This window comes from Streptomyces sp. ITFR-16 (genome assembly GCF_031844705.1).
In the GTDB taxonomy this organism is placed as follows: Bacteria; Actinomycetota; Actinomycetes; order Streptomycetales; family Streptomycetaceae; genus Streptomyces.
On sequence record NZ_CP134609.1, the window covers coordinates 7703818 to 7730287 of the forward strand.

A 26470-nucleotide genomic window follows, 5' to 3' on the forward strand; every position below is an offset into this window, starting at 1 on the left:
CGGAACATGGAATGAGACGCCGGGGGCCGGGCACGCCGAGGGGGCGTACGACGGATCCCTTGCCGCCGTACGCCCCTCTCCACAGCACCGCGGGCCCCTCGGCCCGGCGGTGGACCCGGGCCCCTCAGCCCCGGTCGTACAGGTGGAACCCCCGGCCGCTCTTGCGGCCCAGCAGCCCCGCCTCCACCATGCGCTGGAGCAGCGGCGGCGGGGCGTACAGGGGTTCCTTGAATTCGTCGTAGAGGGATGCGGCGATGGAGGCGACCGTGTCCAGGCCGATCAGATCGGCGAGCTTCAGCGGTCCCATCGGGTGCGCGCAGCCCAGCTCCATGCCCGCGTCCACATCGGCGGCCGTGGCGAACCCCGACTCCGCCATCCGGATCGCGGCGAGGAGGTAGGGGATGAGCAGGGCGTTGACGACGAACCCCGCCCGGTCCTGAGACCGGACGACCGTCTTGCCGAGGGTGTGCTCGGCGAAGTGCCGTACGGAGGCGATGACCTCCCCGGAGGTGTGCAGCGAGGAGACCACCTCCACCAGGGGCAGGACGGGGGCCGGGTTGAAGAAGTGCAGTCCCAGCACGCGGTCGGCGCGCCCGGTGGCCATGCCCAGCCGCATCACGGGGATGGAGGAGGTGTTGGTGGCGAGCACGGCCCCGGGGTCCTCGACGATCTTGTCGAGGGCCGCGAAGATCTCCGTCTTCACCTCGGTGTTCTCCACGACGGCCTCGACGACGAGCTGACGGTCGGCCAGGTCGTCCAGGCTGCCGGTGAAGATCATCCGGGCGAGGGCGTCCTCGGCGCTCACCCGGTCCAGCTTGCCCCGCCGCACCGCGCGTCCGAGGGAGACGGCCACACGTTCGCGGGCGGCCCGGGCGGCGGTGGCATCCGCCTCGCACACGACGGTGTCCAGGCCGGCGCGGGCACACACCTCGGCGATCCCGGCACCCATCTGCCCGCCGCCCACCACTCCGATGCGTCGGATGTCGCCGTTCATGACTGTCCTTCCGGGCGGTGCACGAGATGACGGGTGTAGGCGTCCGCAGTGAAGAAGTCCGGCAGTTCCCGGGCCAGGGCGGTCCGTTCGAAGAGCGCGCGGATCTCGTCGAGAGGAGCCCACGGGTACTCCGCGCCCAGGGCGGCGAGCTCGTCCTCCAGCAGCTCCGTCACCGTCCCTCGCTCGATGACCCGGTGGCGCAGCCACTGCCAGATCTGGACGCGGGCAATCTCGGCCGTGGCGGCGTCCTCCATCACCCCGTACAGCGCGACCGCACCCTGACCGCGCAGCCAGGCGGCGAAGTAGCGCACGGCCACCGCGACATTGGTCCGCACCCCTTCCGGCGTGGGCGGCGCGCTGACGCGCCGGACCGAGATGAGCTGAGCCGCCGTCACCTCGACGTCGCTCCGGGTGCGTTCGATCTGGTGCGGCCGCGATCCGAGCACCCCGTCGAAGACCTCGCGGCAGACCGGGACGAGTCCGGGGTGGGCGACCCACGAGCCGTCGAAGCCGTCCTCGGCCTCGCGCTCCTTGTCCAGACGCACCGCGGCGAGCGTGGCCCGGTGGGCCTCCGGGTCCTCGCCCGGCACCTGGGCGGCCATGCCGCCGATGGCGTGCGCGCCCCGCCGGTGGCAGGTGCGCACGAGCAGCTCGGTGCAGGCGCGCATGAAGGGGGCGGTCATGGTGACCTGGCCCCGGTCGGGCAGCAGGAAGTCCGTGCGGTGGCCGAAGGTCTTGATGAGGCTGAAGAGGTAGTCCCAGCGGCCCGCGTTGAGCCCGGCGCTGTGCTCGCGCAGCTCGTAGAGGATCTCCTCCATCGCGACGGCGGCCGTGACGGTCTCGATCAGGACGGTGGCGCGGACGGTGCCGCGCGGGATGCCGAGGAGTTCCTGCGCGAGGACGAACACGTCGTTCCACAGCCGCGCCTCGTCGCGGTTCTCCAGCTTGGGCAGGTAGAAGTACGGACCCCGGCCCGCGTCGATCTGCCGCTGTGCGCAGTGGAAGAAGTAGAGCCCGAAGTCGACGAGGGCCGCCGGGGCGGGACGTCCGCCGATGTGCAGATGCTCTTCGAGCAGATGCCAGCCGCGCGGACGGACGACGACGGTCGCGGTCCGCTCGTCCAGCCGGTACCGCCTGCCCCCGGCGGTGGTGAAGTCGAGCCTGCGCTCGGCGGCGTCCAGCAGGGTCAGCTGGCCGCCGACGATGTTGTCCCAGGTGGGCGCGGTCGCGTCCTCGAAGTCGGCCATCCACACCTGCGCGCCCGAGTTGAGCGCGTCGACGGCCGTCCGGCGCTCCGGCGGCGCGGTGATCTCCACCCGCCGGTCGGTCAGCCCGGGCGCGGGTGGCGCCACCCGCCAGGAGTCGTCCGCGCGGATGCCCGCGGAGACGAGGGAGAAGTCGAACGGCGAGCCGGAGGCCAGCCGGGCCGCCACCCGGCGGCGCTCCTTCAGGACGGCCGGGCGGCGGTCCGCGAAGGCGTCGACGAGTCGGGCGACGAACTCCAGGGCGGCGGGCGTGAGGATCTCGTCGTGGCGGTCACCCGGAGCGCCGAGGACCTGAGCGGGAGCGGTCGGAGCGGAGAGAGGCATGCGGGTCTCCTCGGCATGCGCGGCCGGGCGCCGGAGCACGATGGGGCCGGGCGCCCGGCCTGGACGCTGGGGCGGTGGAAAGGGGGTGAGGGACGCTTGGGGCTAGTGGAACTGCTGTTCCTCGGTCGACCCGGTCAGCGCGGTCGTCGAGGAGGCCGGGTTGACGGCGGTGGAGATCTGGTCGAAGTAGCCGGTGCCGACCTCGCGCTGGTGCCTGACCGCGGTGAACCCGTCCTTCTGGGCGGCGAACTCCCGCTCCTGGAGGTCGACATACGCGGTCATGCCGTGCTCGGCGTAGCCGTGCGCCAGGTCGAACATGCCGTGGTTGAGCGAGTGGAAGCCGGCCAGGGTGATGAACTGGAAGCGGTAGCCCATCGCGCCCAGCTCGCGCTGGAACTTCGCGATCTGGTCGTCGTCCAGCGCCGCCTTCCAGTTGAAGGAGGGCGAGCAGTTGTACGCGAGCATCTGGTCCGGGTGCTCGGCGTGGATCGCCTCGGCGAACTCGCGCGCCTGGGCGAGGTCCGGGGTGCCGGTCTCCACCCAGATCAGGTCGGCGTACGGGGCGTAGGCGAGGCCGCGCGCGATGACGGGCGCCATGCCGTTCTCGACCCGGTAGAAGCCCTCGGCGGTCCGCTCGCCGGTGACGAACCGCGCGTCGCGCTCGTCGACGTCGCTGGTCAGCAGGTTCGCGGCGAGAGCGTCGGTGCGGGCCACCACGAGCGTGGGCACATCGGCGATGTCGGCGGCGAGGCGGGCGGCGTTCAGGGTGCGGATGTGCTGGGCGGTGGGCACGAGGACCTTGCCGCCGAGGTGGCCGCACTTCTTCTCGGAGGCGAGCTGGTCCTCGTAGTGGATGCCGGCCGCACCCGCGGCGATCATCGCCTTGGTCAGCTCGAAGGCGTTGAGCGGTCCGCCGAAGCCTGCCTCGGCGTCCGCGACGATCGGCGCCAGCCAGTCGGTGGTGTCGCTCCCGCCCTCGGCGGTGGCGATCTGGTCGGCGCGCAGCAGGGCGTTGTTGATACGGCGGACCACCTGGGGCACCGAGTTGACCGGGTAGAGCGACTGGTCGGGATAGGTGTGCCCGGACTGGTTCGCGTCGGCGGCCACCTGCCATCCGGACAGGTAGATCGCCTGCAGCCCCGCCTTCACCTGCTGCACCGCCTGGCCACCGGTCAGGGCGCCGAGCGCGTGGATGTAGTCCTGCTCGTGCAGCCGGCGCCACAGCCGCTCGGCGCCTCGGCGGGCCAGGGTGTGCTCCTCCCGGACGCTGCCGGAGAGCCGGACGACGTCCTCGGCGGTGTAGGTGCGCTCGATGCCCTTCCACCGGGGGTCGGTGGCCCATCGCCGGGCCAGCTCCTGGGCTGATTCCTGTGTCGTCCCTGCCTGCGTCATGACCGTCTCCCAGTGGTGAACTATGCCAACAGCATGGCACTCAGTGCCTGTGATGTCCGAGGGTGCGGCCCGCCGGTCCCATGGATGGGCAATCAGCGGCAATGTTGCCGAGGCTGCGGGCCGAAAGGCCCGGGAACTCCGACGTCAGGGTATGAATCGTGTCCCGGGCCCCCGGCCGGCCGCCGGGGTCCGGCGGGCCGCAGTACGACTCTGGCAGTGGCACGCAGTGCCAGCAAGCGTGGACGTCTGCCAACTTCTGCGCATCTTTCCGCGCGGAAATGCAAAGGTTGTTAATGCTCCGGCGAAGGTCTTCGCGGTTAGCATGACGAGCGAGCGGTCGTCGGCCGCAGCGGGACAGGAGCGAGGGATGAGCAAGACGTACGCAGGGGCGCGGCTGCGACGCCTGCGCGAGGAGCGGCGGATGAGCCAGGCCGAACTGGCCCGGGTCCTCGCCATCTCGCCCAGCTACCTCAACCAGATGGAGCACGACTCCCGGCCGCTGACCGTGCCCGTACTGCTGCGCCTGACGGAGGAGTTCGGCGTCGACCCCGGCTTCTTCTCCGAGCGGGACACCAGCCGGCTGGTGGCCGACCTGCGCGACGCCCTCACCGGCGAGGTCACCGCGGGCCGGGTGTCCGCCTCCGACCTCGCTGACCTGGCCTCGCGCATGCCCGCCGTGGCGACCGTCCTGGTGGAGCTCGGCCGGCGCAACCAGCACCTCAGCGAGCAGCTCTCCGAAACCGTCGAGGGCCGGGGGAGCGGAGTGGTGGCGACACCGCGCTCCGCGCACGAGGAGATCCGCGAGTTCTTCTACCGGCGCCAGAACTACCTGGACGAGGCCGACCACGCCGCCGAGGAACTCGCCGCCGGGATCGGGGTCCGCCCCGGCGAAGTCGTCCGCGCGCTCTCCGCCCGTCTCACCGAGCACCACGGTGTCCGCCTGGCCGCCGACGCGGGCCGGCTCCTGCACCACTACGACCCGGCGGCCCGGGTCCTGCACCTCTCCGCCCGGCTGCGCCCCGGCCAGCAGGCCTTCCGGATGGCCACCCAGCTCGCGCTTCTGGAGTACGGGGACGGGCTCGCCGCGCTCGCCTCGGAGGACTTCGAGCAGGACTCCGCCGCCTGGTCGCTGGCCCGGATCGGCATCGCCAACTACTTCGCCGCCGCGCTGATCCTGCCGTACGGCCGCTTCCACACGGCGGCGGAGGAGTTCCGCTACGACATCGAGCGGCTGACCGACCACTTCGGCCTCGGCTACGAGACGGTCTGCCACCGCCTCAGCACGCTGCAACGGCCCCGGCTGCGCGGGGTGCCGTTCTCCTTCGTCCGGGTCGACCGGGCGGGCAACATGTCCAAACGCCAGTCCGCCACCGCGTTCCACTTCTCCCGGGCGGGCGGCACCTGCCCGCTGTGGAACGTCTACGAGGCGTTCGCCGCACCCGGCCGCATCCATGTGCAGGTCGCCGCCATGCCGGACGGGCAGCGCTATCTGTGGACGGCCCGCGCCCTCACCCGTCACCGGGGCGGCTGGGGGGAGCCCGGCAAGACCTTCGCCATCGGGCTCGGCTGCGAGATCCGGCACGCCTCCCGGCTCGTCTACTCCGACGGCCTCGACCTCGGCAACGCCGCCTCCGCCGTTCCCATCGGCATGGGCTGCCGCCTGTGCGAACGCACGGACTGCCCCCAGCGGGCGGTGCCCCCGCTGGACCGCACGCTGGCGATCGACGAGAACAGCAGCACGTTCATCCCGTACCCGGTGACCGAGAACGCGGCGAGCCCGGCTCCCTGACCGCTGCCAGGGAGCCGGGCTCCGTCACGCCGACCCGGTGCGGGCCGCCGCGTTGCGCAGGTCCTTCTTGGAGACCTTGCCGACCCCCGTCTGCGGGAACTCCTGGACGAACTCGACCCGGTCCGGCACCTTGTAGGCCGCCAGGCCCCGTTCCCGTACGAACTGTTTGACCGCGAGCGTCTTCAGCGGTTCCGCGTCCGGGCGCAGGATCACATAGGCGCAGATGCGTTCGCCCAGATACGGATCGGGCTCCGCCACCACGTTGGCGTCGTGCACCGCCGGGTGGGCGAGGAGGTGATTCTCCACCTCCTCGGCCGCGATCTTCTCCCCGCCCCGGTTGATCTGGTCCTTGGCCCGTCCCTCGACCACGAGATGGCCGGTGGGCGTGGTGCGGACGACATCGCCCGTGCGGTAGAAGCCGTCCTCGGTGAACGAACGGGCGTTGTGCTCGGGCGCGTTCCAGTAGCCCCGGATGGTGTACGGCCCCCGGGTCAGCAGGTGGCCCGTCCCGCCCGGTGCGACCTCGCGGTCCTCGTCGTCGACGACGAGGATCTCGTCGTCCGGCGAGATGGGCCGCCCCTGGGTGGTGACCACGGTCTCGTACGGGTCGTCCAGCCGGGTGTAGTTGACCAGCCCCTCGGCCATCCCGAAGACCTGCTGGAGCCGGCAGCCGAGCGCGGGGCGCACCCGCCGGGCCGCCTCCTCGCTGAATTTGGCCCCGCCCACGAGCAGGACGTCCAGGCTGCCGAGGTCGTGCGTGGTCCGGGCGGCCGCCTGGGTCCACAGCAGCGCCAGCGGCGGTACCAGGCCGGTGATCGTCACGCCTTCGCGCTCGATCAGCGGGAAGGCCGCCTCGGGGGAGGGCTGCGGACACAGCACCACCCGGGCCCCGGCGTACAGCGCGCCGAGCGAACCGGGCGAGGACAGCGGGAAGTTGTGTCCCGCGGGCAGCACACAGAGATAGACGCTGTTCTCGTCCACCTCGCAGATCTCGTTCGAGCCGCGCAGCGAGTAGATGTAGTCGTCGTGCGTGCGCGGGATCAGCTTCGGTACGCCGGTGCTGCCGCCGGAGAGCTGGAGGAAGGCCAGATCGTCCGGGCGGGGGCCGTCGAGCTCGACCGGCTCCTGATGCACCCGGTCCAGCGACTCGAAGTCGCCGGGTTCCCCGCCGGCGACGAACACATGCTTCAGCGTGCCCACCCGGGCGCGGGTCTTCGCCGCCAGCTCGCGGTAGTCGTACCCGCCGTGCTCGGCCGGGATCACATAGGCGACCGCCTCGGTGAACTCGCAGAAGTACGCGATCTCCGTCTCGCGGTGCGCGGGCAGTGCGAAGACGGGCAGCGCGCCGATCCGGAAGAGCGCGAAGATCACCTCGAAGAACGCGGCCGCATTGGGGAGTTGGACCACCACCTTGTCGCCCTTGGTGATGCCCCGGGCCACGAACCCCGCCGCCAGCCGGTCGGCGCGGCCGTCCAGCTCCGCGTAGCTCCAGCGGGTTCCGGCGACGGGATCGACCACGGCGGTGCGGTCCGGGTGGGCCAGGGCCCGCTCCCGGAGCACGGAGCCGAAGGTCTCCCCGCGCCACCAGCCGGCCGCCCGGTATTTCTCCGCGAAGTCGGCGGGCCAGGTGGGGGCGGCGTCCGTACTCACAGCTCGGCTCCCACGGCGCTCAGGAAGGTGCGGAACTTGGCCGCCGTCTCGGCGGTCTCGGCCTCCGGTTCGGACGCGGCGACGATGCCGGCGCCGGCGTACAGGCGCAGCGTGCGCTCCTCGGCCTCGGCGCAGCGGATCGTGACGACCCACTCGCCGTCGCCCCGGTCGTCGCCCCAGCCGACGATGCCGGTGAAGTACCCGCGGTCGAACGGCTCGGTCTCCGTCAGGATCTGACGGGCCGTCGTCGTCGGTGTGCCGCACACGGCGGGCGTGGGGTGCAGGGCGCAGGCGAGGGTCAGCGCCGAGACGTCGGGGGTGGCGAGGGTGCCGGTGACCGTGGTGGACAGGTGCCACATGGTGGCGGTGCGGATCAGGGTCGGCCGGGACGGCACGGTCAGCTCGGAGCAGTGCGGGGCGAGGGCCTGATGGACCGCGTCCACGACGACCGCGTGCTCGTGGAGGTCCTTGACGGACTCCAGGAGGGCGGCGGCGCGGCGGACGTCCTCGGCCAGATCCGCGCTGCGCGGGGCGGAGCCGGCGAGCGGATTGGCCACCACCCGCTGCCCCCGTCTGGAGACGAGCAGTTCGGGGCTGGCGCCGATCAGTGTGCGGGTGGGCCCGGTCGGCAGCGCGAAGGTGTAGCCGGAGGGATCGCGGCGGGCCAGCCGTTGCAGCATGGCGGGCAGATCGACGGGGGAGGGGGAGGTGAGTTCCAGGGTGCGGGCCAGGACGACCTTGCTGAACTCGCCGCGCCACATGCGCTCCACGGCGGAGGCGACGCCCGCCGCGTAGACCTCGGGCTCCGGGACCGGGCGTATGTGCCAGTCCACCGGGCCGGGTGCGGCCGCGGGCAGCGCGACGAGCGGGTCGGAGGCCAGGGGCGGGGCGGTGCGCAGCACGGCCGGCACGCTCAGGGCGGCCGGAGCCGTGTGGTCGAAGGGGATGGCCCCGATCACCACGGGCGATTTCTGTCCGGCGGCGACGGCATCGGCCAGGGTGTCGGCCACCCGTTCGTCGACGGGCCTCTCGCCGTGCGGCACCTGGTGTGCGGTGCCGTGTGCCAGCAGCGTGTGCCGGGGTGTGGCGAGGAAGCGGGCGCCGGGCGTGTAGGCGTCCAGAAGCGAGGTGGCCGCTCCGATGGCCGGGTGGGCCGGGGGTTCGTGCGTGGCGACTTGGGATGCCGTCGACACGGGGACTCCATTCTCGATGGTCCCGTCAGCGGGTGCGAGGGATCGGGGTGTGCGGAAGGGCTGCGGGCGGTTCAGCGCAGGGTCGCGCCGCCGTCGACGTACAGCTCCTGGAGCGTGATGTGGCGGGCGCGGTCCGAGGCGAGGAAGGCCACGGCGTCGGCGATGTCGGTGGGCTCGGCGATCCGGCCCAGCGGGATGCCCGTGCGGTACGTCGACGGGTCCCCGTCGATGACGCGCTGCCGGGCGCCCGGGTCGGTCCACAGGGCGCGTTGCATGGCCGTGTCGGTGGAACCGGGGGCGACGACGTTGCACCGTACGCCGCTGCCGGCGAGTTCGAGCCCCAGACACTTGGTGAACATGGCCGCGGCAGCCTTGGAGGCGGCGTAGGCGGCCATGCCGGTGCGGGGGATCCCGGCGGCGTTGGAGCCGACGGTGATGACGCAGCCGCCTCCCCGGGCCGCCATGAGGGGGGCGACGGTCTGCGAGACGTGGAAGACGCCGTCCGTGTTCACGTGGAACGTCTCCGCCCAGTCCCGCGCGGAGAGCTCGGCGGCCGGTCCGGTGCGCAGGATGCCCGCGACGTTCACGAGCACGTCTATGGGGCCCAGTTCACGTTCGGCACGGGCCACGACGCGGTCCACCGACGGGCGGTCGGTGACGTCCATCACGTACGGCTCCAGACGGCCGGCCGACCGCTCGTTCTCCGGCCTCTTCGACTGCTGCCGCTCCCACTCGGCGGCCAGGGCGTCGATGCCGTCCTGTGCCCGGTCGGTGGCGGCCACCCGGGCGCCGAGAGCGGCGAGCAGCTGGGCGACAGCGGCGCCGATTCCTTGTCCCGCACCGGTCACCAGGGCGGTGCGGCCGTCGAATTCACCGTTTCTTTCCGGTATGTGCTCAGGCATGAGCAACCTCCTGCGGTTGGTTAGGTGAGGGTAACCTAAGTTTGAGTGATCGCGCAGGTGGGGGGTGAACCGGGGTGCGTGTCCGGCTGCCTGACAGAGGGTCACGCGAGGTGCATGTGAAGGGGTGGAGGTCGAACCGTCACATATCGGTCCACTGGCGCCCGGACCGGCGGCGATCGGTGTTAGGTTAGCCTTACTTTGGTCCGAGGGGGGAAGTCCATGCCGGTGTGGAACATGGAGGGCGTCGGCCCGCACCGTGAGGCCGTCGAAGGCCTCATCGGCAGGGTGGCGCGCGAGGAGGCGCGGTCCGGTGCCAACGCGCCGTCGGCGGACGCCTTTTGGCGGCGGCCCCCGGACCGGCCCGCTGCCTGAACCGTGCGGGCCCGCCATGGGGCCGGCGCACCCCGCCCCGCCGTGAGGCTCTCGCGGCGCCCACCCCGGCCCGTCGCGGACACCGGCGCCCCTGCCCGCCGCCCGCCGCCATGGCTCCGTACCACCACCGCCGACGTGTCCACCGTGCCCGTCGGTGCTCATCCCCGAAGGAGTTCTTCCATGAGTCAGACGTTGTCGCCCGAGAGCATCCGGGCCGACATAGCCGAGCTGCTCGGCTGCGAGCCCGACGAGATCGGGGCCGACGACAATCTGGTCGACCTCGGTCTGGACTCGATGCGGATCATGGTCCTGGTCGAGCGCTGGCGTGCGGCGGGAGCGACGAGCCTGGAGTTCCCCGACCTCTTCGAACTCCCCGAACTCTCCCACTGGACCGCTCTTCTGACGGGTGATCCGGCATGAGCCGCGTCGACGAACGGGGCCGGCACCTGGACCGGATCGCCGAGGTCCGGGCGGGCCGCCACGCCGAGAAGGTCGGCTACCCGATCGGCATCCGGGAGACCGAGGTCGTCCGCACCGTCGCGGTCGGCGCCGGTCTGCTGCGGGTGACCCTGGGCGGCCCCGGCACCCAGGGTTTCGAGGCGCACGCCCCCGACGAGCATGTGAAGCTGATCTTCCCGGACCCGGACGGCACGCTGCGGCTGCCCGAGCGCAACGGGACGATGCTGCGCTGGCCCCGGCCGGCGCTCACCTCGCGGGAATACACCGTGCGCCGCTACGACCCGGTCACGGGTGAGATCGACATCGACATCGCCGCGCACGAAGGCGGCCTCGCCGCGGACTGGGCGGCCGCGGTCGAACCGGGCGACACCATGCATGTCGCCGGGCCGCCCGGCGGGCTGATCGTCCCGCACACCTATGACCGCTATCTGCTCGCGGGCGACATCACCGCACTGCCCGCGATCGCCCGGTGGCTCGAGGAGCTGCCCAGGACCGCCAGGGGCTGGGCGTTCATCGAGGTCGTCGACGCGGCGGAGGAGATCGAGCTCTCCGCGCCCGAGGGTGTCGAGGTGCGCTGGCTGCACCGGGGTGAACTCCCGGCGGGCACCGGCGATCTGCTGGTGCGGTCCGTGACCGGGGTGACCGTGCCCGAGGGGGAGCGGATGTATGTGTGGGTCGCGGGCGAGGCGGGGCAGATCAAGCCGCTGCGCCGCTGGGTCCGCGACGAACTGCGGCTGGAAAAGGCCGACCACGACATCACCGGTTACTGGAAGCGCGGCGTCGCCGACTTCGACGAGGACGACCACTGATCAACGGCCGGACGGGGAGTGGCGCGAGCCGTCACTCCCTGGTTGTCCTGCCGAAAGGCCATCTACTAAGGTGAGCCTTACCTAACTAGCAAGGAGTAACGGAATGTCCATACGCAGATCGTCCGGCCTGGTCGGCGCCCTCTCGCTGGCCCTCGTACTGGCTGGATGCGGATCGTCGTCGGATGGGGGGTCGGACGCCTCGGACACGGCCAAGACCCGGGTGTTCGCCGCGGACAACGGCAAGATCACCATCCCGGCGCACCCGAAGCGTGTGGTGGCCACCGGCTACGCCGTGCCCGCTCTGATCGAGGCCGACGCGCCGCTGGTCGGCATCTCGTCGTGGCAGCGCGGCGAGCCGCTGATGACGAAGGAAGACCTGGCCACGTACAAGAAGCTCACCAAGGTGGCCGGTGAGCAGGCGGCCGAGACGAACTACGAGGCCGTAGCCGAGGCCGACCCCGATCTGATCGTCATCGGCGTGCCGGCCCCCGTGCTCGCCGACATCGACGTCAAGCGCCTGGAGTCCATTGCTCCCGTGGTGGCCATCGGTCCGAGCCTGCCCTCCGCCTGGCGCGACCTCTCGCGCAAGCAGTCCGACGCCGCCGGCGCGCTCAAGCAGTTCGACGCCGCCAAGAAGACGTACGAGACCAAGGCCGCCGGTCTGGCCGACAAGTACAAGAGCGTGCTGCCGAAGCTCAAGCTGGGTCACGTCGGCGCGTACGGCGACGCCGCCAAGGGCACCTTCCAGCGCGAGTTCAACGGCTCCTGGGGCACCAACATCGCCGAGGACCTCGGCGCGAAGTACTACGGCAAGGTCAAGAAGCCCGGCCCCGGTTCGCAGGCGGTCAGCGAGTACCCCTCCATCGAGGAGCTTCCGGCCGCGCTCCGTGAGGCCGACGCCATCACCTACTCGGTCAACGCCGACGGCAGCGTCCCGAAGTCCGTCCAGTACGTCCTGGACTCCAAGCTCTGGAAGAACCTGCCCGCCGTCAAGGCCGGCAAGACCTTCCCGCTCCGCTACACCGAGGCGGCGACCTACGGGGAAGCGCTGAAGACCCTGGACGCGATCGACGAGTCGCTCGCTCCGCTGCTGAAGCGGTGACCGTCGCGGGCCGCGCGCCCCGGGCGGCGAAAACCCGTCGGGCCGTGCCGCAGGCCGGCCTGCTCGTCGGCGGACTGATCCTGCTGGCCGCCGTCGCCGTGCTGAGCATGGGCGTCGGGGCCCGCCACGTTCCTCCCTCGGAAGTCGTGCGGGCACTGCTGGACTTCCGGGGGACCGATGACCAGGTGATCGTCCGCGACGTCCGGGCGCCGCGCGCGCTGCTGGCCGTCGCGGTCGGCGCCGCCCTCGCGGTGGCCGGCTCCCTGATCCAGACGCTCGCCCGCAATCCGCTGGCCGAGCCCGGCATCCTCGGCGTCACCGCGGGCGCCGGGTTCGCCGTCACCGTCGGCTCGGCGCTCGGCCTGGCCACCGGCCAGGCGGGCGAACTGGGCTTCGCGGTCGTCGGCTCCGTCCTCGCGGCCCTGCTGGTCGCCGCGGTCGGACAGCGCTCGCCCCTGCGCCTCGTGCTCACCGGGGTCGCCCTCACCGCGATCCTGGGCGGCGTCGCGCTGGGCATGCGGCTGATGCTCCCGGATGTCTTCGACACCTACCGGTTCTGGTCGGTCGGCTCGCTGGCCGGCCGCGAACAGGCCCCGCTGGCGCTGCCGTTGACCGCGATCGGGGTGTGCCTGCTCGGGGCGGTGCTGCTGAGCAGGGCGCTCAACGCCCTCACCCTGGGCGAGAGCGTGGCCCAGACGCTCGGCGCGAGCGTGGGCCGGGTCCGGGGCGCCGCCCTCGTCCTGATCACCGTGCTCAGCGGGGCGGCGACCGCCGTCGCGGGACCGATCCTGTTCGTCGGGCTGATCGTGCCCCACCTCGCCCGCAAGCCGGCGGCCGGCTCGGTGCCCTGGCTCATCCTCTACACGATGGTGCTGGGCCCGATCCTGCTGCTCGGCGCCGACATCGCCTCCCGGGTACTGCTGCCCACCGGCGAGGTGCCGGTGGCCATCGTGACCGCCTTCCTCGGCGGACCCATGCTGATCTGGGCCGTCCGCCGCTACGGAGCTGGTTCGCTGTGAAGACGCTCGGACCGAGGACCGAACGCCGCACGGTGGTCCTCGTGGTGGTACTCGTCGCCCTGATGCTGGGCCTGGGCCTGCTGGGGCTGTGTTACGGGGCGTCATGGTCGTCCCCCAGCCGGGTGTTCGCCGTGCTGACCGGCTCGGAGCACTCCGTGGTGATCCGGGACTGGCGGCTGCCGCGCGTGCTGGCCGGAGTCGTCTTCGGCCTCGCGCTCGGGGTGGCGGGGGCGATCTTCCAGAACCTCACCCGCAACCCGATGGGCAGCCCGGATGTCATCGGCCTCGACGCCGGCGCCTACACCGGAGCCCTGGTCGCCATCACCGTCCTGTCCGGCACCTCCGCGCAACTGGCCGTCGGCTCGGTGCTCGGCGGACTCGTCGTCGCGGCCGCGATCTATCTGCTCTCGCTCGAACACGGCTTCTCCGGGCTGCGGCTGGTGGTGATCGGCATCGCGGTCAACGCGATGGTGACCGCGATCAACTCATGGATCGTGCTGCGCTCCGAGCTGGAGGTGGCGATCGCCGCCGTCGGCTGGAGCGCCGGTTCGCTCAACGGTGTGGGCTGGGACGACCTGGGCATCCCGTTCGCGGTCATCGCCGTCCTGCTGATCCTGATGACCGCACGGGCCCACGCCATGCACCAGGCCTCCCTCGGTGACGCCGTCGCCGTCACCACCGGGGTCGGTCTCGACCGGCTGCGGCTGCTCATGGTGCTGGTCGGCGTCGGCTGCACGGCCACGGTGACGGCGGTGGCCGGGCCGATCGCGTTCATCGCGCTGGCCGCCCCGCAGATCGGGCGCAGGCTCGCCGGAGCGGCCGGAGTGCCGCTGCTCCCGGCCGCGCTGACCGGGGCGGTGCTCCTCCAGGGCGCCGACCTGATCGCCCAGATGCTGCTGGCGCCCGTCGCGCTGCCCGTCGGCGTGGTGAGCACCGCGATCGGCGGTTGCTATCTGATCTGGCTGCTGACCAAGGAGGTGAGGCGCGCGTGACCGCACGCCTGACAGCGCGGGAGCTCACCCTGCGCTACGGAGACCGGGTCGTGTCCACACGGCTCAGCCTCGACATCCCCGACGGGGCGTTCACCGCCATCGTCGGCCCCAACGCCTGCGGAAAATCAACCCTGTTGAGCGCACTGGTCCGGCTGCTCCGGCCGGCCTCCGGGCAGGTGGAACTCGACGGACGCGAGGTCGGCGGCTACGCCACCAAGGCCCTGGCCAGACAACTCGGCTTCCTGCCGCAGGACCCGCTGGCGCCCGAGGACATCAAGGTCCGCCAACTGGTGGGCCGGGGACGGTTCCCGCACCAGTCGATGCTGGCGCTCTGGTCGGCCGAGGACAAGGAGGCGGTCGACGAGGCGATGGCCGCCGCCGGTGTCGAGGACCTCGGCGAACGCCCCGTGCAGGAACTGTCCGGCGGACAGCGGCAACGGGTGTGGATGGCCATGGTCCTCGCCCAGCAGACGCCCTACCTGCTCCTGGACGAACCCACGTCCTTCCTGGACATCACCCACCAGTACCAACTGCTCGGCCTGCTGGCCAGGCTGCGCAACGAGGGCCGCACCGTGGTCGCGGTCCTGCACGACATCAACCAGGCCTGCCGCTTCGCCGACCACCTGATCGCCATGAAGGGCGGCACGGTGATCGCCGAGGGAGACCCCGGGGACATCGTGGACGCCGCCCTCATCAAGGACGTCTTCGACCTGCCGAGCGTCATCGTCCCCGACCCCGTGACCGGCACACCGATGATCGTTCCCACCCTTCAAGGAGAGTAAGTTGAGCCCCGCAAGCGTGTCCCCGGACGACCTCCTGGCCCTGACCAGTGCCCAGTTGGGCATCTGGAACGCGCAGCGCCTCGAACCCGAATCGCCGTACTACGTGGTCGGCGACGTGGTGGAGATATCCGGCAGCGAACCGGTCGACGTGGCCGCGCTCGCGGAGGCGGTCCGCGCCACCACCGAAGAGGCCGAGACCCTCCGGCTGCGGGTGTACGACACCCCGGACGGGCCGCGCCAGGCGGTGAGCGGCCAACCGGTCGCACCGCCCCCGGTGGTCGACGTCAGCGACGCGGCCGACCCCGCCGCCGCGGCCCAGGCGCTCGTCGACGCCGAACGGGCCCGGACCGCCGAGGCCTGCCGGGGCATGACCGACCGGGTCCTGTACTCACGTACCGTCATCAAGCTCTCCGACCGCGAGGTCTGGTACACCCAGCTCGGCCACCACCTGATCTTCGACGGCTACACCGCCGCGATGCTCGCCCGGCGCACCGCCGCCCGCTACACCGCCCTGGTCCGCGGCACCGAGCCGCCGCGCTCGACCTTCGGCACCTTCGCCCCTCTCGTCGCCGCCGACCGGGAGTACCGCGACAGCGAGCGGTTCACCGAGGACCGCGCCTACTGGGTGGAGCGGTTCACCCCGCTGCCCGACCTCGGCGCCGCCGACGACCCCGACGCCTCGGACGAGCCCGGCCGCACCCTGACCGCACGCGCCGTCGTCTCTCCGCAGGAGACGGCCCGGCTGCGGGAGTTCGCCGAGAAGGAGGGCGTCACCTGGGGCGAGGCGCTGATCGCGGGCTACGCCGCCTTCCTGCACCGCATGCTCGGCCGCACCGACGTGGTCTTCGCCCTGCCGCTCATGTGCCGGGTGGCCTCGGCCGAGCTGCGCACCCCCTCCATGGCCGTCAACGTGCTGCCGCTGCGGGTCACCGTGCGCGGCGGGGACGGGCTCGGGGAGCTGAGCCGGCGGGTCGCCTCCGCCATGCGCGAGATGCGTGAACACCAGCGCTACCGGGGCGAGGACCTGCCCCGCGACCTCGGCGTGCCCGGCGCGGGCGCGCTGCTGCACGGACGCGGCATCAACCTCAAGGCATTCGACCTCGCCCTCGACTTCGCCGGTGCCGGCGGCGTCATGCGCAATGTCGCGGGCGGCCCGCCCGAGGACATGGGCCTGAGCGTCCTGCCGACCCGCGACGGCGGGCTGCTGCTCGGCTTCGAGGTCGACTCCCGGACCAAGGACCAGGCCGCCGTCGACAGCCTGATGTCGGGCCTGCGCGCCCTGCTCGCCGGGCTGACCGAGGGCCGCCCCGTCGGCCGGATCGCCCTGGCCGAGGACGTGGCACGGCTGCGGGCCGACTGGTGCCCGCCGGCCCTGCCCGGCACCCCCGTCGACGTACCGGCCGCCTTCGCGTCGATGGCCGCGGTGGACCCGGGGCGCACGGCCCTGGTCTGCGGCGACGAGCGGCTGTCCGCCGCGGCGCTCGCGGAGCGGGTGCACCGGCTGGCCCGTGCGCTGCGGGCACGGGGGATCGGACCCGACGACGTCGTGGCCCTCGCCCTGCCCCGCTCCGCCGACTCCGTGGTCGCCCTGCTCGCGGTACTGGACGCGGGCGCCGCCTTCCTCCCGCTGGACGCCGCCTACCCGCCCGAGCGGCTGCGCGAGCTGATCGACGACACCCGCCCCGCGCTGGTCCTGACCGCCGGCGCCGTCGACGGACTCCCGTGGACCACCCTGCTCGACGAGGCCGCCGGGCGGTCCGCAGCGCCCCTGGCCGAGGACGAACTGGCCGCGCCGCGCCACCCCGAGCACCTCGCCTACGTCATCCACACCTCCGGCTCCACCGGCCGCCCCAAGGGCGTGCTCGGCCGCGTCGGCGGCCTGGCCGCGCTGCTGCACCACCAGCGCGCCACCGTCGTCACGGAGGCCGAACGGGCGACGGGCCGCCGGCTGCGCGTCGCGCACACCTACTCGTTCGCCTTCGACTCCGCCTTCGACCACCTGGTCTGGCTGCTGTGCGGGCACGAACTGCACGTGTACGACACCGAGACGGCCCGCGACGCCGACGCCCTGCTCGCCGCGTACACCCGCGACGGCATCGACATCGTCGACACCACCCCGTCGATGGCCGCGCCCCTGATCGACGCCGGGCTCCTGGACCTGCGCCCGGCCCTCCTGGTGCTCGGCGGCGAGGCCACCCCGCCCGCCCTGTGGCGGCGCGTCGCCGAGTCCGGGATCACCGCACGCAACATCTACGGGCCCACCGAAGCGACCGTCGACAGCACCACCGCCCGGATCGAGGGCGACGAGCCGACAATCGGCCACCCCCTCGCCGGCACCCGGATCCACCTGCTGGACAGCGCGCTCCAGCCGGTCCCGCACGGCCGGCCCGGCGAGCTGTACCTCGCCGGACCGCACCTGGCCCGCGGCTACCTCGGCAGGCCAGGCGCGAGCGCCGAACGCTTCGTCGCCGACCCCTTCGGCGCACCGGGGGACCGGATGTACCGCACCGGCGACCTCGCCCGCTGGATACCGGGCCGGGGCCTGGAGTACCTGGGCCGGGGCGACGGACAGGTCAAGATCCGCGGCCACCGCATCGAGACCGGCGAGGTCGAGGCCGCCCTGTCCGCCGTGCCCGGAGTGACCGCGTCCGCCGCCCGGGTGCGCTCCTCCCGGCTCGTCGGATACATCGTGTCCGCCTCCGTCACCGGCGACGAGGCGCGCGCCCACCTCGCCGCGCGGCTGCCCGAGCACATGGTGCCCTCGGCCGTGGTCGTCCTGACCCGGCTGCCCCTCACCCCCAACGGCAAGCTCGACCGCGCCGCCCTGCCCGCACCCGCCTTCTCCGGCACCGGCCGGGAGCCGTCCACCAACCGCGAACGGCTGCTCTGCGAGGTCCTGGCCGACGCACTCGACGTCGAACGCGTCAGTGTCGACGACGACTTCTTCGCCCTCGGCGGCGACAGCATCACCGCGATCACCGTCAGCAGCCGGCTGCGGGCGCTCGGCATCGGGCTGCGGCCACGCGATCTGCTGGCCCGCCGCAGCTTCGCCGCGCTGGCCGCCTCCGCCACCCTCCTCGCCGATTCGCCCGAACCGGCGGACGACCCCATCGGGCCGGTGCCCGCCCCGCCCATCGTGCGCGGCCTGCTCGACCCGCATCCGGACGTGGACACCGTCGCCGGGTACGCGCAGTGGACCGCCCTCAGCATCGACGCACTCGACCACGGTGCGCTCGTCAAGGGGGTGCAGACCGTCCTCGACCACCACGACGCCCTGCGCCTGCGGGTCGCCGACGGCCTGGAGGTCCTGCCCCGGGGCCTGGTGCGGGCCGTCGTGGACGAGGTCCACGACGACGACGTGACCGCGCTGGCCGAGCGGCTCGCCGGCCAGCTCGACCCCCGGTCGGGCGACCTGCTCCGCGTGACCCTGCTGCGCACCGGCGACGGCACGCCCGACCGGCTGGTCGTCGTCGTGCACCACCTCGCCATGGACGGCGTCTCCTGGCGCGTCCTGCTCCCCGACCTGCACACCGCCTGCACCGGTGGCACGCTCGAACCCGTCGGCACCTCCTGGCGGCGGCACGCCACGCTCCTCGCCGAACAGGGCAGGACAGGCGCCCGGCGCGGCGAGCTCGACCACTGGCGGACCGCCCTCGCCGCCGCCTCCCGGCTCGGCGCCCGCCCCCTGGACCAGTCCCGCGACACGGTCTCCACCGCCCACCGGTCGGTCACCGTCGCCTCGGCCGAGGCGACCGAGGCCCTGCTGACCACCCTGCCCGCCGCCTACCGCGCCGGGGTCGACGAGGTGCTGCTCGCCGCGCTCGTCCTCGCCCTGCGCGGCTGGGGCCTGCGCGACGACGCGGTGACCGTCTCCATGGAGGGCCACGGCCGCGAACACCTCGACCTGTCCCGCACCGTCGGCTGGTTCACCAGCGAGTACCCGGTCCGGGTGCCCGCGTCCGACGACGTCGGCCGGACGCTGCGCGCCGCCAAGGAGGCCCGGCGCGCCGTCCCCGACGGCGGCGTCGGCTACGGCGTCCTGCGCCACCTCGACCCGGAGGCCGGACCCGGACTGGCGGCCACCCCGCCGCCGGACGTCCTGCTCAACTACCTGGGCCGGTTCGCCCCGCTGTCCGCGTCCGGCTGGAGCCTGCCGGAGCACGACGCCTTCTCGGTGACCGAACCCGCCGCCAAGGCCCTGGAACAGGTGCTGGCCCTCAACTGCTTCGTCCACGAGGGCGACGAGCCGCGCCTCGCCGTCGAATGGACCGCCGCGACCGAGGTCCTCGGCGCCGAGGCCGTGAGCCGCCTCCAGCAGTCCTGGGCCGCCGCGCTCGACGCCCTGGCCGCGCACGCCCTGCACACCGCGGGCGGACTCACCCCGTCCGACCTCCCGCTGGTCGGCCTCGACCAGGACGCCATCGACGCCCTCGAACGCACCGGCCGCCTCAGCGACGTCCTGCCCGCCACCCCGCTCCAGGTCGGGCTGTCCTTCCACACGATGGTCCGGGACGACGAGGACACCGATGTCTATGTCGTGCAGGCCGTGACCACCCTGGCCGGCGAGCTGGAGCCGGACCGGATGGCCCGGGCCGCGCACGAACTGCTGCGCCGCCACCCGGCCCTGCGCGTGTACCTGGGCACCGCCGGGGACGAGGTGGTGCAGGTGATCCCCGCCGATGTCGCCCTCGACTGGCGCCAGGACGACCGCTTCCCCGAAGCCGCGCGCGCCGATCTGGAGCGCCCCTTCGACCCGTCCCGGCCGCCGCTCATCCGCTTCCTGCTCTCCCGCGTCGGCCCCGCCGAGCACAAGCTGGTCATCACCAACCACCACGCCCTGCTCGACGGCTGGTCGATGCCCCTGGTCGGCCGCACCCTGCTCGCCCTGTACGCCGAGCTGAGCGGCGGCCCCGCCGCACCCGCCTCCCCGCCGCTGTCGGAGTACTTCCGCTGGCTGGCGGACCGCGACAAGGACGCGTCGCTCGCCGCCTGGCGGGAGGCGCTGGCCGGTGTGGACGACGCGACCCGGCTGGCACCCGCCGCCACCGGCAGCGGCGTCGAGCGGCCCGGCCGCGAAACCGTCGCGCTGGGGGTCGAGTTCAGCGACCGGCTGCGCACCTTCGCCCGCGAACAGGGCGTCACCCTCACCACCGTGCTCCAGACGGCGTGGGGCCTGCTCCTCGGCAGGCTCACCGGCCGCCGCGACGTCGTGTTCGGCTGCCCGGTCTCCGGCCGGCCCGCCGAGGTCGACGGCGTCGAGTCGATGATCGGCCAGCTCGGCACCACCGTCCCGGTACGGGTCCGGCACAGCCAGGACCGCACCGTGCGCGACCTCATGGCACAGGTGCACGCCGAGAGCGTCGCCCTGGCCGAGCACCACCACGTCGGCCTGCCAGAGATCCAGCGGGCGGTCGGCATCGGTGAACTCTTCGACACCATGCTGGTCATGGAGAACTTCCCGCTCTCCAGCCGCAAGCGCACCCCCCTCGCCCCCGGTCTCGAACTCGCCGGCGTCGACATCACCGACGCCACCCACTACGCCCTGACCGTCATCGTGATCCCCGACGAGGAGATCACCATCGGCCTCGGCTACCAGCCGCGCGCCTTCGACGCGGCGACCGTGCGCGACTACGGCCGCTGGCTGCACCACCTCCTGCGCGAGATCGTCGACGACCCCGCCAGGCCCGCACTCCGGCTGCCCGCGCTCGACCCCGACGAGCGCGCCCTGATGCTCCGTACCGGCACCGAGATCGTCGCCGCCAAGGACCGGGGCCACTGGCTGGAGGAGTTCGCCGCCTGGGTGCGGCGCAAGCCCGGTGCCGAGGCCCTGGTCTGCCGCGACCGTAGCCTCAGCTACGAGGAGCTGGACCGGCAGGCCAACCGGCTGGCCCACGCGCTGATCGCGCGCGGGGTACGGCCGCAGGACCCGGTCGCGGTGCTCCTCGGCCGCGACATCGAGATGACCGTGGCCCTGTTCGGCGTGGCCAAGGCCGGCGCGGTGTACGTGCCGATGGACGCGAGCTACCCGCGCGAGCGCCTCGCGTACATGTTCGACGACATCAACCCGGCCGCGGCCGTCACCACCGGCGCCGCACTGCCCGTCGACCGCGACATCCCGGTCCTGCGCCTGGACGACGCGGCCACCCTCGCCTCCGTACCGGACACCGACCCGGCCGACGCCCGCGCACGGCTCACCGACGACGCCCTCGCCTACGTCATCTACACCTCCGGAACCACCGGGCGCCCCAAGGGCGTCGGCGTCACCCACCGGGGCGTGCCCGACCTGATCGCCCTTCAGGAAGAGGTCGTCGGGGTCACCGAGCACGACCGGTATCTGCACTTCGCCTCGACCAGCTTCGACGTCGCGTTCTGGCAGACGATGGTGCCGCTGCTGTCCGGCGGTACGTCCGTGATCGCGCCCGAGGAGGTGCGCGTGCCCGGCGACGAACTGCTGGACTACATCGTCGAGCACCGGGTGACCGGAGTGAACCTGCTCCCGTCGTTCCTGGCCGCGATGCCCGACGACCGCACCGTCGACCCCGAGGTGTTCTTCGTCGTCGGCGCCGAGCGGCTCGATCCCGAACTGGCCCGGCGCTGGGGCCGGGGCCGCCGGGCGCTCTTCAACGCCTACGGACCCACCGAGGTCACCATCAACTCGACCACCTGGCACTACGACCCGGACGACGCCGGGCCCCTGCCGATCGGCCGGCCCGACCCCAACGTCCGCGCCTACGTCCTGGACGGCGGGCTCCAGCCCGTCGGCGTCGGGGTCACCGGCGAGCTGTACCTCGGGGGCCCGAGCCTGGCCCGCGGCTACCTCGGCCGCCCCGGTCTGACCGCCGGCACGTTCGTCGCCGACCCCTACGGCCCGCCCGGCGAACGGATGTACCGCACGGGCGACCTCGTCCGGTGGCGGCCCGACGGACAGCTGGTGTTCCTCGGCCGCGCCGACCACCAGGTCAAGGTCCGCGGCTTCCGCGTCGAGCTCGGCGAGATCGAGTCCGCCCTGACCGGCCACCCCGATGTGCGCGCCTGCGCCGTGATCATGCGCGAGGGCAGGCTCGTCGGCTACGTCATCCCGACCGACGACGCGGACCTGGACACCGCCCAGGTCCGCGCATACCTCGCCGAGGAACTGCCCGACCACATGGTGCCGACGGCACTCGTCCCCCTCGACCGGCTCCCGCTGAGCCCCAGCGGCAAGCTCGACTCCGCCGCACTGCCCGCCCCCGAGACCGCCGCCACCGCGCGGCGCGAACCCGCCACCGAGGCGGAGGCCGTCCTGCTCGCCGTGTTCCGGGACGTCCTGGGCACCGACGAGATCGGGCCCGACGACAACTTCTTCGACATCGGCGGCGACAGCATCGTCTCCCTGCAACTGGTCTCCCGGGTCCGGCGCCAGGGACTCGGACTGACCCCGAAGGACGTCTTCGAGGGCGAGACGGTCGCCGGAATCGCGGCCCGCGCCCGCACCCTGGACGGCGGTGAGGCACCCGCCGTGGGCGACGCGCCGCTGACCCCGGTCATGCGGGACCTGCTGCGCCGCTCCGGGACGGCCGCCGACGGCTTCTGCCAGTGGGTGGAGGTCTGCGTCCCGCCGGGCGGTGACGAGAGGACCTGGCAGGCCGTGCTCGACGACGTGCTCGCCCGCCACGACGTGCTGCGCGCCCACCTGGCCGGGGACATGCTGCGCATCCCGCCGGCCGGCGCGGTGACCGGCGCCGAGATGCTGACCTGTGTCCGGGCGGACGGTGACCCGCGCGCCGCCGTGGACGCCGGGATCGCCACCGCCCGCAAGGCGATGGACCCGCGCACCGGTCCGCTGCTGCGCGCGCTGTGGGTCGACGCGGGACCCGGCCGGCCTGGCCGGCTCGCCCTGATCGCCCACCACCTGGTCATCGACGGCGTGTCCTGGCGCGTTCTGCTCGACGACCTGGAACACGCCTACTCCGGCGGCACGCTGACCCGGCACGGGCAGTCGTTCCTCGGCTGGGCGCGCTCGCTGCACGACGCCGACCGGCGCGCCGAACTGCCGCACTGGCGGCGGATGACCGCCACCGAGCCCCTCACCGGCCCGCTGGACCCGGCCCGGGACACCGTGGCCACCGCGACACACCATGAACTCCGGCTCGACACCGACACGACCCGCGCCCTGATCACGACCCTGCCGGCCGCCTACCGCACCACCCCGGACGCCGTCCTGCTGACGGCGCTCGCCCGGGCGGTACGGGCGTGGCGCGGGGCACCGCAGGTGCTGGTCGCGCTGGAGAGCCACGGCCGCCCGCGCGAGGTCGACCTCTCCCAGACCGTCGGCTGGTTCACCGCCGTCCACCCCGTACGGCTCGACGCGGACGACGACGTGCGGGCTGTCAGGGAGCGGCTGCGCGCCCAGGGCGACGGCCTCGGCCACGGCATCCTCACCTCGGCCGGCCTGCTGGACCGCGTGGAACCGGAGATCGCCTGGAACTACCTCGGGCAGTACCCCGGCGCCCCGGAACAGGAGACGCCGTGGCAGGCGCCCCCGGACGCCGACCCGCTCGGCTCCAACGGTTCCGACGCGATGCCGCTGCCGTACAGCCTGATGGTCAACGCCCTGGTGCGCGACGACGCCCTCGGGGTCCGGATCACCTGGCCGGCCGCGCTGTTCACGGCCGCCGAGATCGAGGACCTGGCCGGGCACCTGCGGACCGCGCTGCTGCGGACCGCCGCCGCACCGGAGATCGAGGCGCTCGACCGGGACCGTCCCGTCGCCGGGGTCCAGCCGCTCACCCCGCTCCAGGAGGTGATGCTGCGGCACTCGCGGACCGAGCGCCCCGACCCGTACACCGTGCAGTCGACGTTCTCCCTCGCGGGCCGGCTCGACACCGACGCCCTGCGCGCGGCGGGCGACGACCTGCTGGCCCGTCACCCGAACCTGGGCGCCGTGTTCCCCGCCTCGCTGGCGGTGATCCCGACCACGCCCCGGCCGGAGTTCCGCGTCACCGACGAACCGGCGGACGCGGTCCTGGCGGCCGACCTCGCCGAGCCGTTCGACCTCGCTCGGGGCCCGCTCTTCCGCCTCACCGTGATCCGTCGCGGTCCCGATGCGGCCGACCTGGTCATGACCAGCCATCACGCGCTCTCCGACGGCTGGTCCGCCCCGCGCATCCTCGGCGAACTGTTCGCCCTGTACACCGCGCGGCTGAGCGGCGAGGCCCCGGCCCTGCCCGCCCCCGTACCGTTCGCCGACTACCTCACCTGGTGCGCCGAGCACGAGCCGGACCTCGACGCCTGGGCTGCCGAACTGGACGGGCTGCCCGAGGGGGACTACCTGGGCGACGGCGAACCCGGTCCCGCCTGGCAGGAACCCGAGGTCATCACCTTCGGCCCGGACCTGGTCGCCGGCCTCACCCGGCTCGCGGCCAGGCGCGGCCTGACCCTCAACACCCTGGTGCAGGGCGCCTGGGCGGTGCTCCTCGCCCGGCGCTCCGGCCACAAGGACGTCTGCTTCGGCGCCATGGTCTCCTGCCGCCCGCCGGAGCTGGAGGGCGTCGAGGAGATCATCGGCCTGCTCGCCAACACCGTTCCGGTACGGGCCCGGCTCGACGGGACCCTCGCCGAGACGCTCACCGCCCTCCAGTCGGGACAGCGGAGCCTGGTCGAACACCACCACGTTCCCCTGTCCGACCTGGAACGGCTCATGGGACGGCGCAGGCTCTTCGACAGCATGGTGGTCTTCGAGAACTACCCCGTCGACCCGGAGCGCCTGCGGGAGCCCGCCCCCGGGCTCACCGTGACCGGCACCCGGTTCCGGGAGTCGACCCACCACCCCGCGACCCTGACCGTCATGCCCGACGGAGAGGGCTGGACCGGCGTGCTCGCCCACCGGGCCGGCACGGACGTCAGCGGGCTCGCCGGGGAACTCCTCGGCCTGCTCCGCGGCCTGGACACCCACCTCGACCACGACGTGCTGAACCTTCTGGAGGGCCGATGAGCGCCGACGCCGCGCCCCCGGTGGAGCGTGTGGACAGACAACTCCTGCGGATCGCGTTCATCCTGGTGCTCGGCACCTTCATGGCCACGCTGGACGCCACGATCGTCAGTGTCGGGATCGACCGCCTCACCGAGGAGTTCGGCGCGTCCGTCGCCGAGATCCAGTGGGTCTCCACCGCCTATCTGCTGGCCGTGGTCGCGGCCGTGCCGGCCTCCGGCTGGCTCGCCGACCGCTTCGGCGGCCGGCGGACCTGGATCGCCGCCGTGGGCCTGTTCCTCCTCGGCTCGGTGCTGTGCGCGTCGGCCTGGTCGGTGACCAGCCTGATCGTGTTCCGGGTGGTCCAGGGCCTCGGCGGCGGACTGCTGCCCGCGACCGGGCAGGCGCTGCTGGCCCGGGTCGCGGGCCCCGGGCGCACCGGACGGGTCATCAGTGTCGTCGCCGTCGTCCCGCTCCTGTCACCGGTGTTCGGCCCGCTGGCCGGCGGCTCCATCCTCGCGGTGGCGCCCTGGCCGTGGCTGTTCCTGGTCAACCTGCCGATCGGGGTGGCCGCGGTCCTGCTCGCCCGCCGCCATGTGCCGGTGGTGCCGCCGTCGACCCGGCGCACCGCGTTCGACCTGCGGGGGGCGTTGCTCCTCTCGCCGGGCCTGGCCGTGCTGGTCTACGGCCTGACCGAGGTCGCCCACGGGCGCACCGTCCCGGCCACCGCCGGGGTGGCCGCCGGGCTGGCGATGCTGGCCGGCTTCACGGTGCACGGACTGCGCACCCGCGCCACCCCGCTGGTCGACCCCCGGCTGTTCGCCCGGCCCCCCTTCGGCGCGGCCGCCGTCGCCCTGCTGGTCCTCGGCGCCTCGGTGTTCGGCACGATGTTCCTGCTGCCGCTGTACTTCCAGACCGGCCGGGGCATGTCCGCCTGGGAGGCGGGCCTGCTGCTCGCCCCCCAGGGGCTGGGTGCGGCGGCCGGGTCGGTGCTGGTCAACCGCACCATCAGCAAGGTCGCGCCGAGGACCCTGGTGGTGACCGGGATCGTGCTGATCCTCGCGGGCACGGTGCCGTTCACCCAGCTGGGCCACGGCGTCCCGGACGTGGTGATCGCCTCGGCGCTGGTGGTGCGCGGCTTCGGGATGGCCATGATCGGCGCGCCGGTGATGAACATCGTCTACAGCCGGATCGAGCCCGAGCACCTGCCCCGGGCGTCCGGAGCGCTCAACCTGCTCAACACGGTGGGCGGTTCGGTCGGCACCGCTGCCCTGGCCGTGGTCCTGCAGAACCGCCTGTCGGCCCATGGCACGGATATCTCCGCGGCGTTCGGCGACACCTTCTGGTGGGTGCTCGGCTTCTGCCTGTTCGCCGCCGCCGGGGCCACGAGGCTGCCCCGGACCCAGCCCAGGAAGCCATGACGCACGGGCGGGCCGCCGGACCGGGAACTCCCCGTCCGGCGGCCCGCCGCCGTGTA

At 73.1% G+C, this 26470-nt stretch carries 16 protein-coding genes; 10 read left to right on the top strand and 6 right to left on the bottom strand.

Annotation, left to right across the window (positions count from 1 at the left end; all coding sequences use genetic code 11):
* Positions 1-124: 124 nt before the first annotated feature.
* The 3 genes from RLT58_RS34075 to aceA form a co-directional block, all read right to left on the bottom strand.
* Positions 125-994 carry a 3-hydroxybutyryl-CoA dehydrogenase gene (locus RLT58_RS34075; RefSeq protein ID WP_311314221.1) on the bottom strand — a complete coding sequence of 290 codons (870 nt, stop codon included), beginning with the start codon at positions 992-994 and terminating at the stop codon, positions 125-127.
* Complete coding sequence (gene aceB / locus RLT58_RS34080) at positions 991-2583, bottom strand: malate synthase A (protein ID WP_311314222.1); 1593 nt, start codon at positions 2581-2583, stop codon at positions 991-993. Before aceB ends, RLT58_RS34075 begins: the two co-directional genes overlap by 4 nt.
* 102 nt (positions 2584-2685) lie before the next feature.
* Positions 2686-3975 carry an isocitrate lyase gene (gene aceA / locus RLT58_RS34085; protein WP_311314223.1) on the bottom strand — a complete coding sequence of 430 codons (1290 nt, stop codon included), beginning with the start codon at positions 3973-3975 and terminating at the stop codon, positions 2686-2688.
* A 367-nt stretch (positions 3976-4342) separates the two neighbouring features.
* Between aceA and RLT58_RS34090 the strand changes: the two genes are divergently transcribed.
* The gene (locus RLT58_RS34090; protein WP_311314224.1) at positions 4343-5764 is read left to right on the top strand and encodes a short-chain fatty acyl-CoA regulator family protein; all 1422 of its coding nucleotides are present in this window, start codon (positions 4343-4345) and stop codon (positions 5762-5764) included.
* Positions 5765-5788: 24 nt separating this feature from the next.
* Here the strand turns inward: RLT58_RS34090 and RLT58_RS34095 are convergent, their stop codons facing one another.
* From RLT58_RS34095 to RLT58_RS34105, 3 genes are all read right to left on the bottom strand, one after another.
* On the bottom strand, positions 5789-7414 hold the full coding sequence (locus RLT58_RS34095) for a (2,3-dihydroxybenzoyl)adenylate synthase (protein ID WP_311314225.1): 1626 nt from the start codon (positions 7412-7414) through the stop codon (positions 5789-5791).
* Positions 7411-8607, bottom strand: a complete 1197-nt coding sequence (dhbC, locus tag RLT58_RS34100) for an isochorismate synthase DhbC (RefSeq protein ID WP_311314226.1) — start codon at positions 8605-8607, stop codon at positions 7411-7413. The genes RLT58_RS34095 and dhbC overlap by 4 nt, the downstream gene beginning before the upstream one ends.
* A gap of 71 nt (positions 8608-8678) precedes the next feature.
* Complete coding sequence (locus RLT58_RS34105; RefSeq protein WP_311314227.1) at positions 8679-9509, bottom strand: 2,3-dihydro-2,3-dihydroxybenzoate dehydrogenase; 831 nt, start codon at positions 9507-9509, stop codon at positions 8679-8681.
* Between the two features lie 219 nt (positions 9510-9728).
* On the opposite strand from RLT58_RS34105, the gene RLT58_RS34110 reads away from it, so the two are divergent.
* The 9 genes from RLT58_RS34110 to RLT58_RS34150 all read left to right on the top strand — a co-directional run bounded on the left by RLT58_RS34110 (position 9729) and on the right by RLT58_RS34150 (position 26414).
* Positions 9729-9881: a hypothetical protein gene (locus RLT58_RS34110; protein ID WP_311314228.1), complete on the top strand. Its 153-nt coding sequence runs from the start codon at positions 9729-9731 to the stop codon at positions 9879-9881.
* A 180-nt stretch (positions 9882-10061) separates the two neighbouring features.
* A complete protein-coding gene (locus RLT58_RS34115) occupies positions 10062-10301 on the top strand; it encodes a phosphopantetheine-binding protein (protein ID WP_311314229.1) in 240 nt (79 codons plus the stop codon).
* Positions 10298-11149, top strand: coding sequence for a siderophore-interacting protein (locus RLT58_RS34120; protein ID WP_311314230.1), 852 nt, complete (start codon positions 10298-10300; stop codon positions 11147-11149). Before RLT58_RS34115 ends, RLT58_RS34120 begins: the two co-directional genes overlap by 4 nt.
* A gap of 103 nt (positions 11150-11252) precedes the next feature.
* Complete coding sequence (locus RLT58_RS34125; RefSeq protein ID WP_311314231.1) at positions 11253-12251, top strand: ABC transporter substrate-binding protein; 999 nt, start codon at positions 11253-11255, stop codon at positions 12249-12251.
* Entirely contained in the window at positions 12248-13270 is a 1023-nt protein-coding gene (locus tag RLT58_RS34130) for a FecCD family ABC transporter permease (RefSeq protein ID WP_311314232.1), read from the top strand. The genes RLT58_RS34125 and RLT58_RS34130 overlap by 4 nt, the downstream gene beginning before the upstream one ends.
* Before the next feature lie 62 nt (positions 13271-13332).
* The gene (locus RLT58_RS34135; RefSeq protein ID WP_311314735.1) at positions 13333-14262 is read left to right on the top strand and encodes a FecCD family ABC transporter permease; all 930 of its coding nucleotides are present in this window, start codon (positions 13333-13335) and stop codon (positions 14260-14262) included.
* Positions 14259-15044 (top strand): ABC transporter ATP-binding protein, encoded by a 786-nt coding sequence (locus RLT58_RS34140; RefSeq protein WP_311314233.1) that lies wholly within the window; start codon positions 14259-14261, stop codon positions 15042-15044. The genes RLT58_RS34135 and RLT58_RS34140 overlap by 4 nt, the downstream gene beginning before the upstream one ends.
* 1 nt (position 15045) lies before the next feature.
* Positions 15046-25017, top strand: a complete 9972-nt coding sequence (locus tag RLT58_RS34145) for a non-ribosomal peptide synthetase (RefSeq protein WP_311314234.1) — start codon at positions 15046-15048, stop codon at positions 25015-25017.
* Positions 25014-26414 carry an MDR family MFS transporter gene (locus tag RLT58_RS34150; protein WP_311314235.1) on the top strand — a complete coding sequence of 467 codons (1401 nt, stop codon included), beginning with the start codon at positions 25014-25016 and terminating at the stop codon, positions 26412-26414. The genes RLT58_RS34145 and RLT58_RS34150 overlap by 4 nt, the downstream gene beginning before the upstream one ends.
* Positions 26415-26470: the final 56 nt, after the last annotated feature.

Bases quoted from the DNA above. Each gene is read 5' to 3' on its own strand.
- RLT58_RS34120 (WP_311314230.1), top strand. From the start codon at position 10,298: ATGAGCCGCGTCGACGAACGGGGCCGGCACCTGGACCGGATCGCCGAG.
- RLT58_RS34135 (WP_311314735.1), top strand. From the start codon at position 13,333: ATGCTGGGCCTGGGCCTGCTGGGGCTGTGTTACGGGGCGTCATGGTCG.
- RLT58_RS34115 (WP_311314229.1), top strand. From the start codon at position 10,062: ATGAGTCAGACGTTGTCGCCCGAGAGCATCCGGGCCGACATAGCCGAG.
- RLT58_RS34075 (WP_311314221.1), bottom strand. From the start codon at position 994: ATGAACGGCGACATCCGACGCATCGGAGTGGTGGGCGGCGGGCAGATG.
- RLT58_RS34105 (WP_311314227.1), bottom strand. From the start codon at position 9,509: ATGCCTGAGCACATACCGGAAAGAAACGGTGAATTCGACGGCCGCACC.
- aceA (WP_311314223.1), bottom strand. From the start codon at position 3,975: ATGACGCAGGCAGGGACGACACAGGAATCAGCCCAGGAGCTGGCCCGG.
- RLT58_RS34090 (WP_311314224.1), top strand. From the start codon at position 4,343: ATGAGCAAGACGTACGCAGGGGCGCGGCTGCGACGCCTGCGCGAGGAG.
- aceB (WP_311314222.1), bottom strand. From the start codon at position 2,583: ATGCCTCTCTCCGCTCCGACCGCTCCCGCTCAGGTCCTCGGCGCTCCG.
- RLT58_RS34110 (WP_311314228.1), top strand. From the start codon at position 9,729: ATGCCGGTGTGGAACATGGAGGGCGTCGGCCCGCACCGTGAGGCCGTC.
- RLT58_RS34125 (WP_311314231.1), top strand. From the start codon at position 11,253: ATGTCCATACGCAGATCGTCCGGCCTGGTCGGCGCCCTCTCGCTGGCC.
- RLT58_RS34150 (WP_311314235.1), top strand. From the start codon at position 25,014: ATGAGCGCCGACGCCGCGCCCCCGGTGGAGCGTGTGGACAGACAACTC.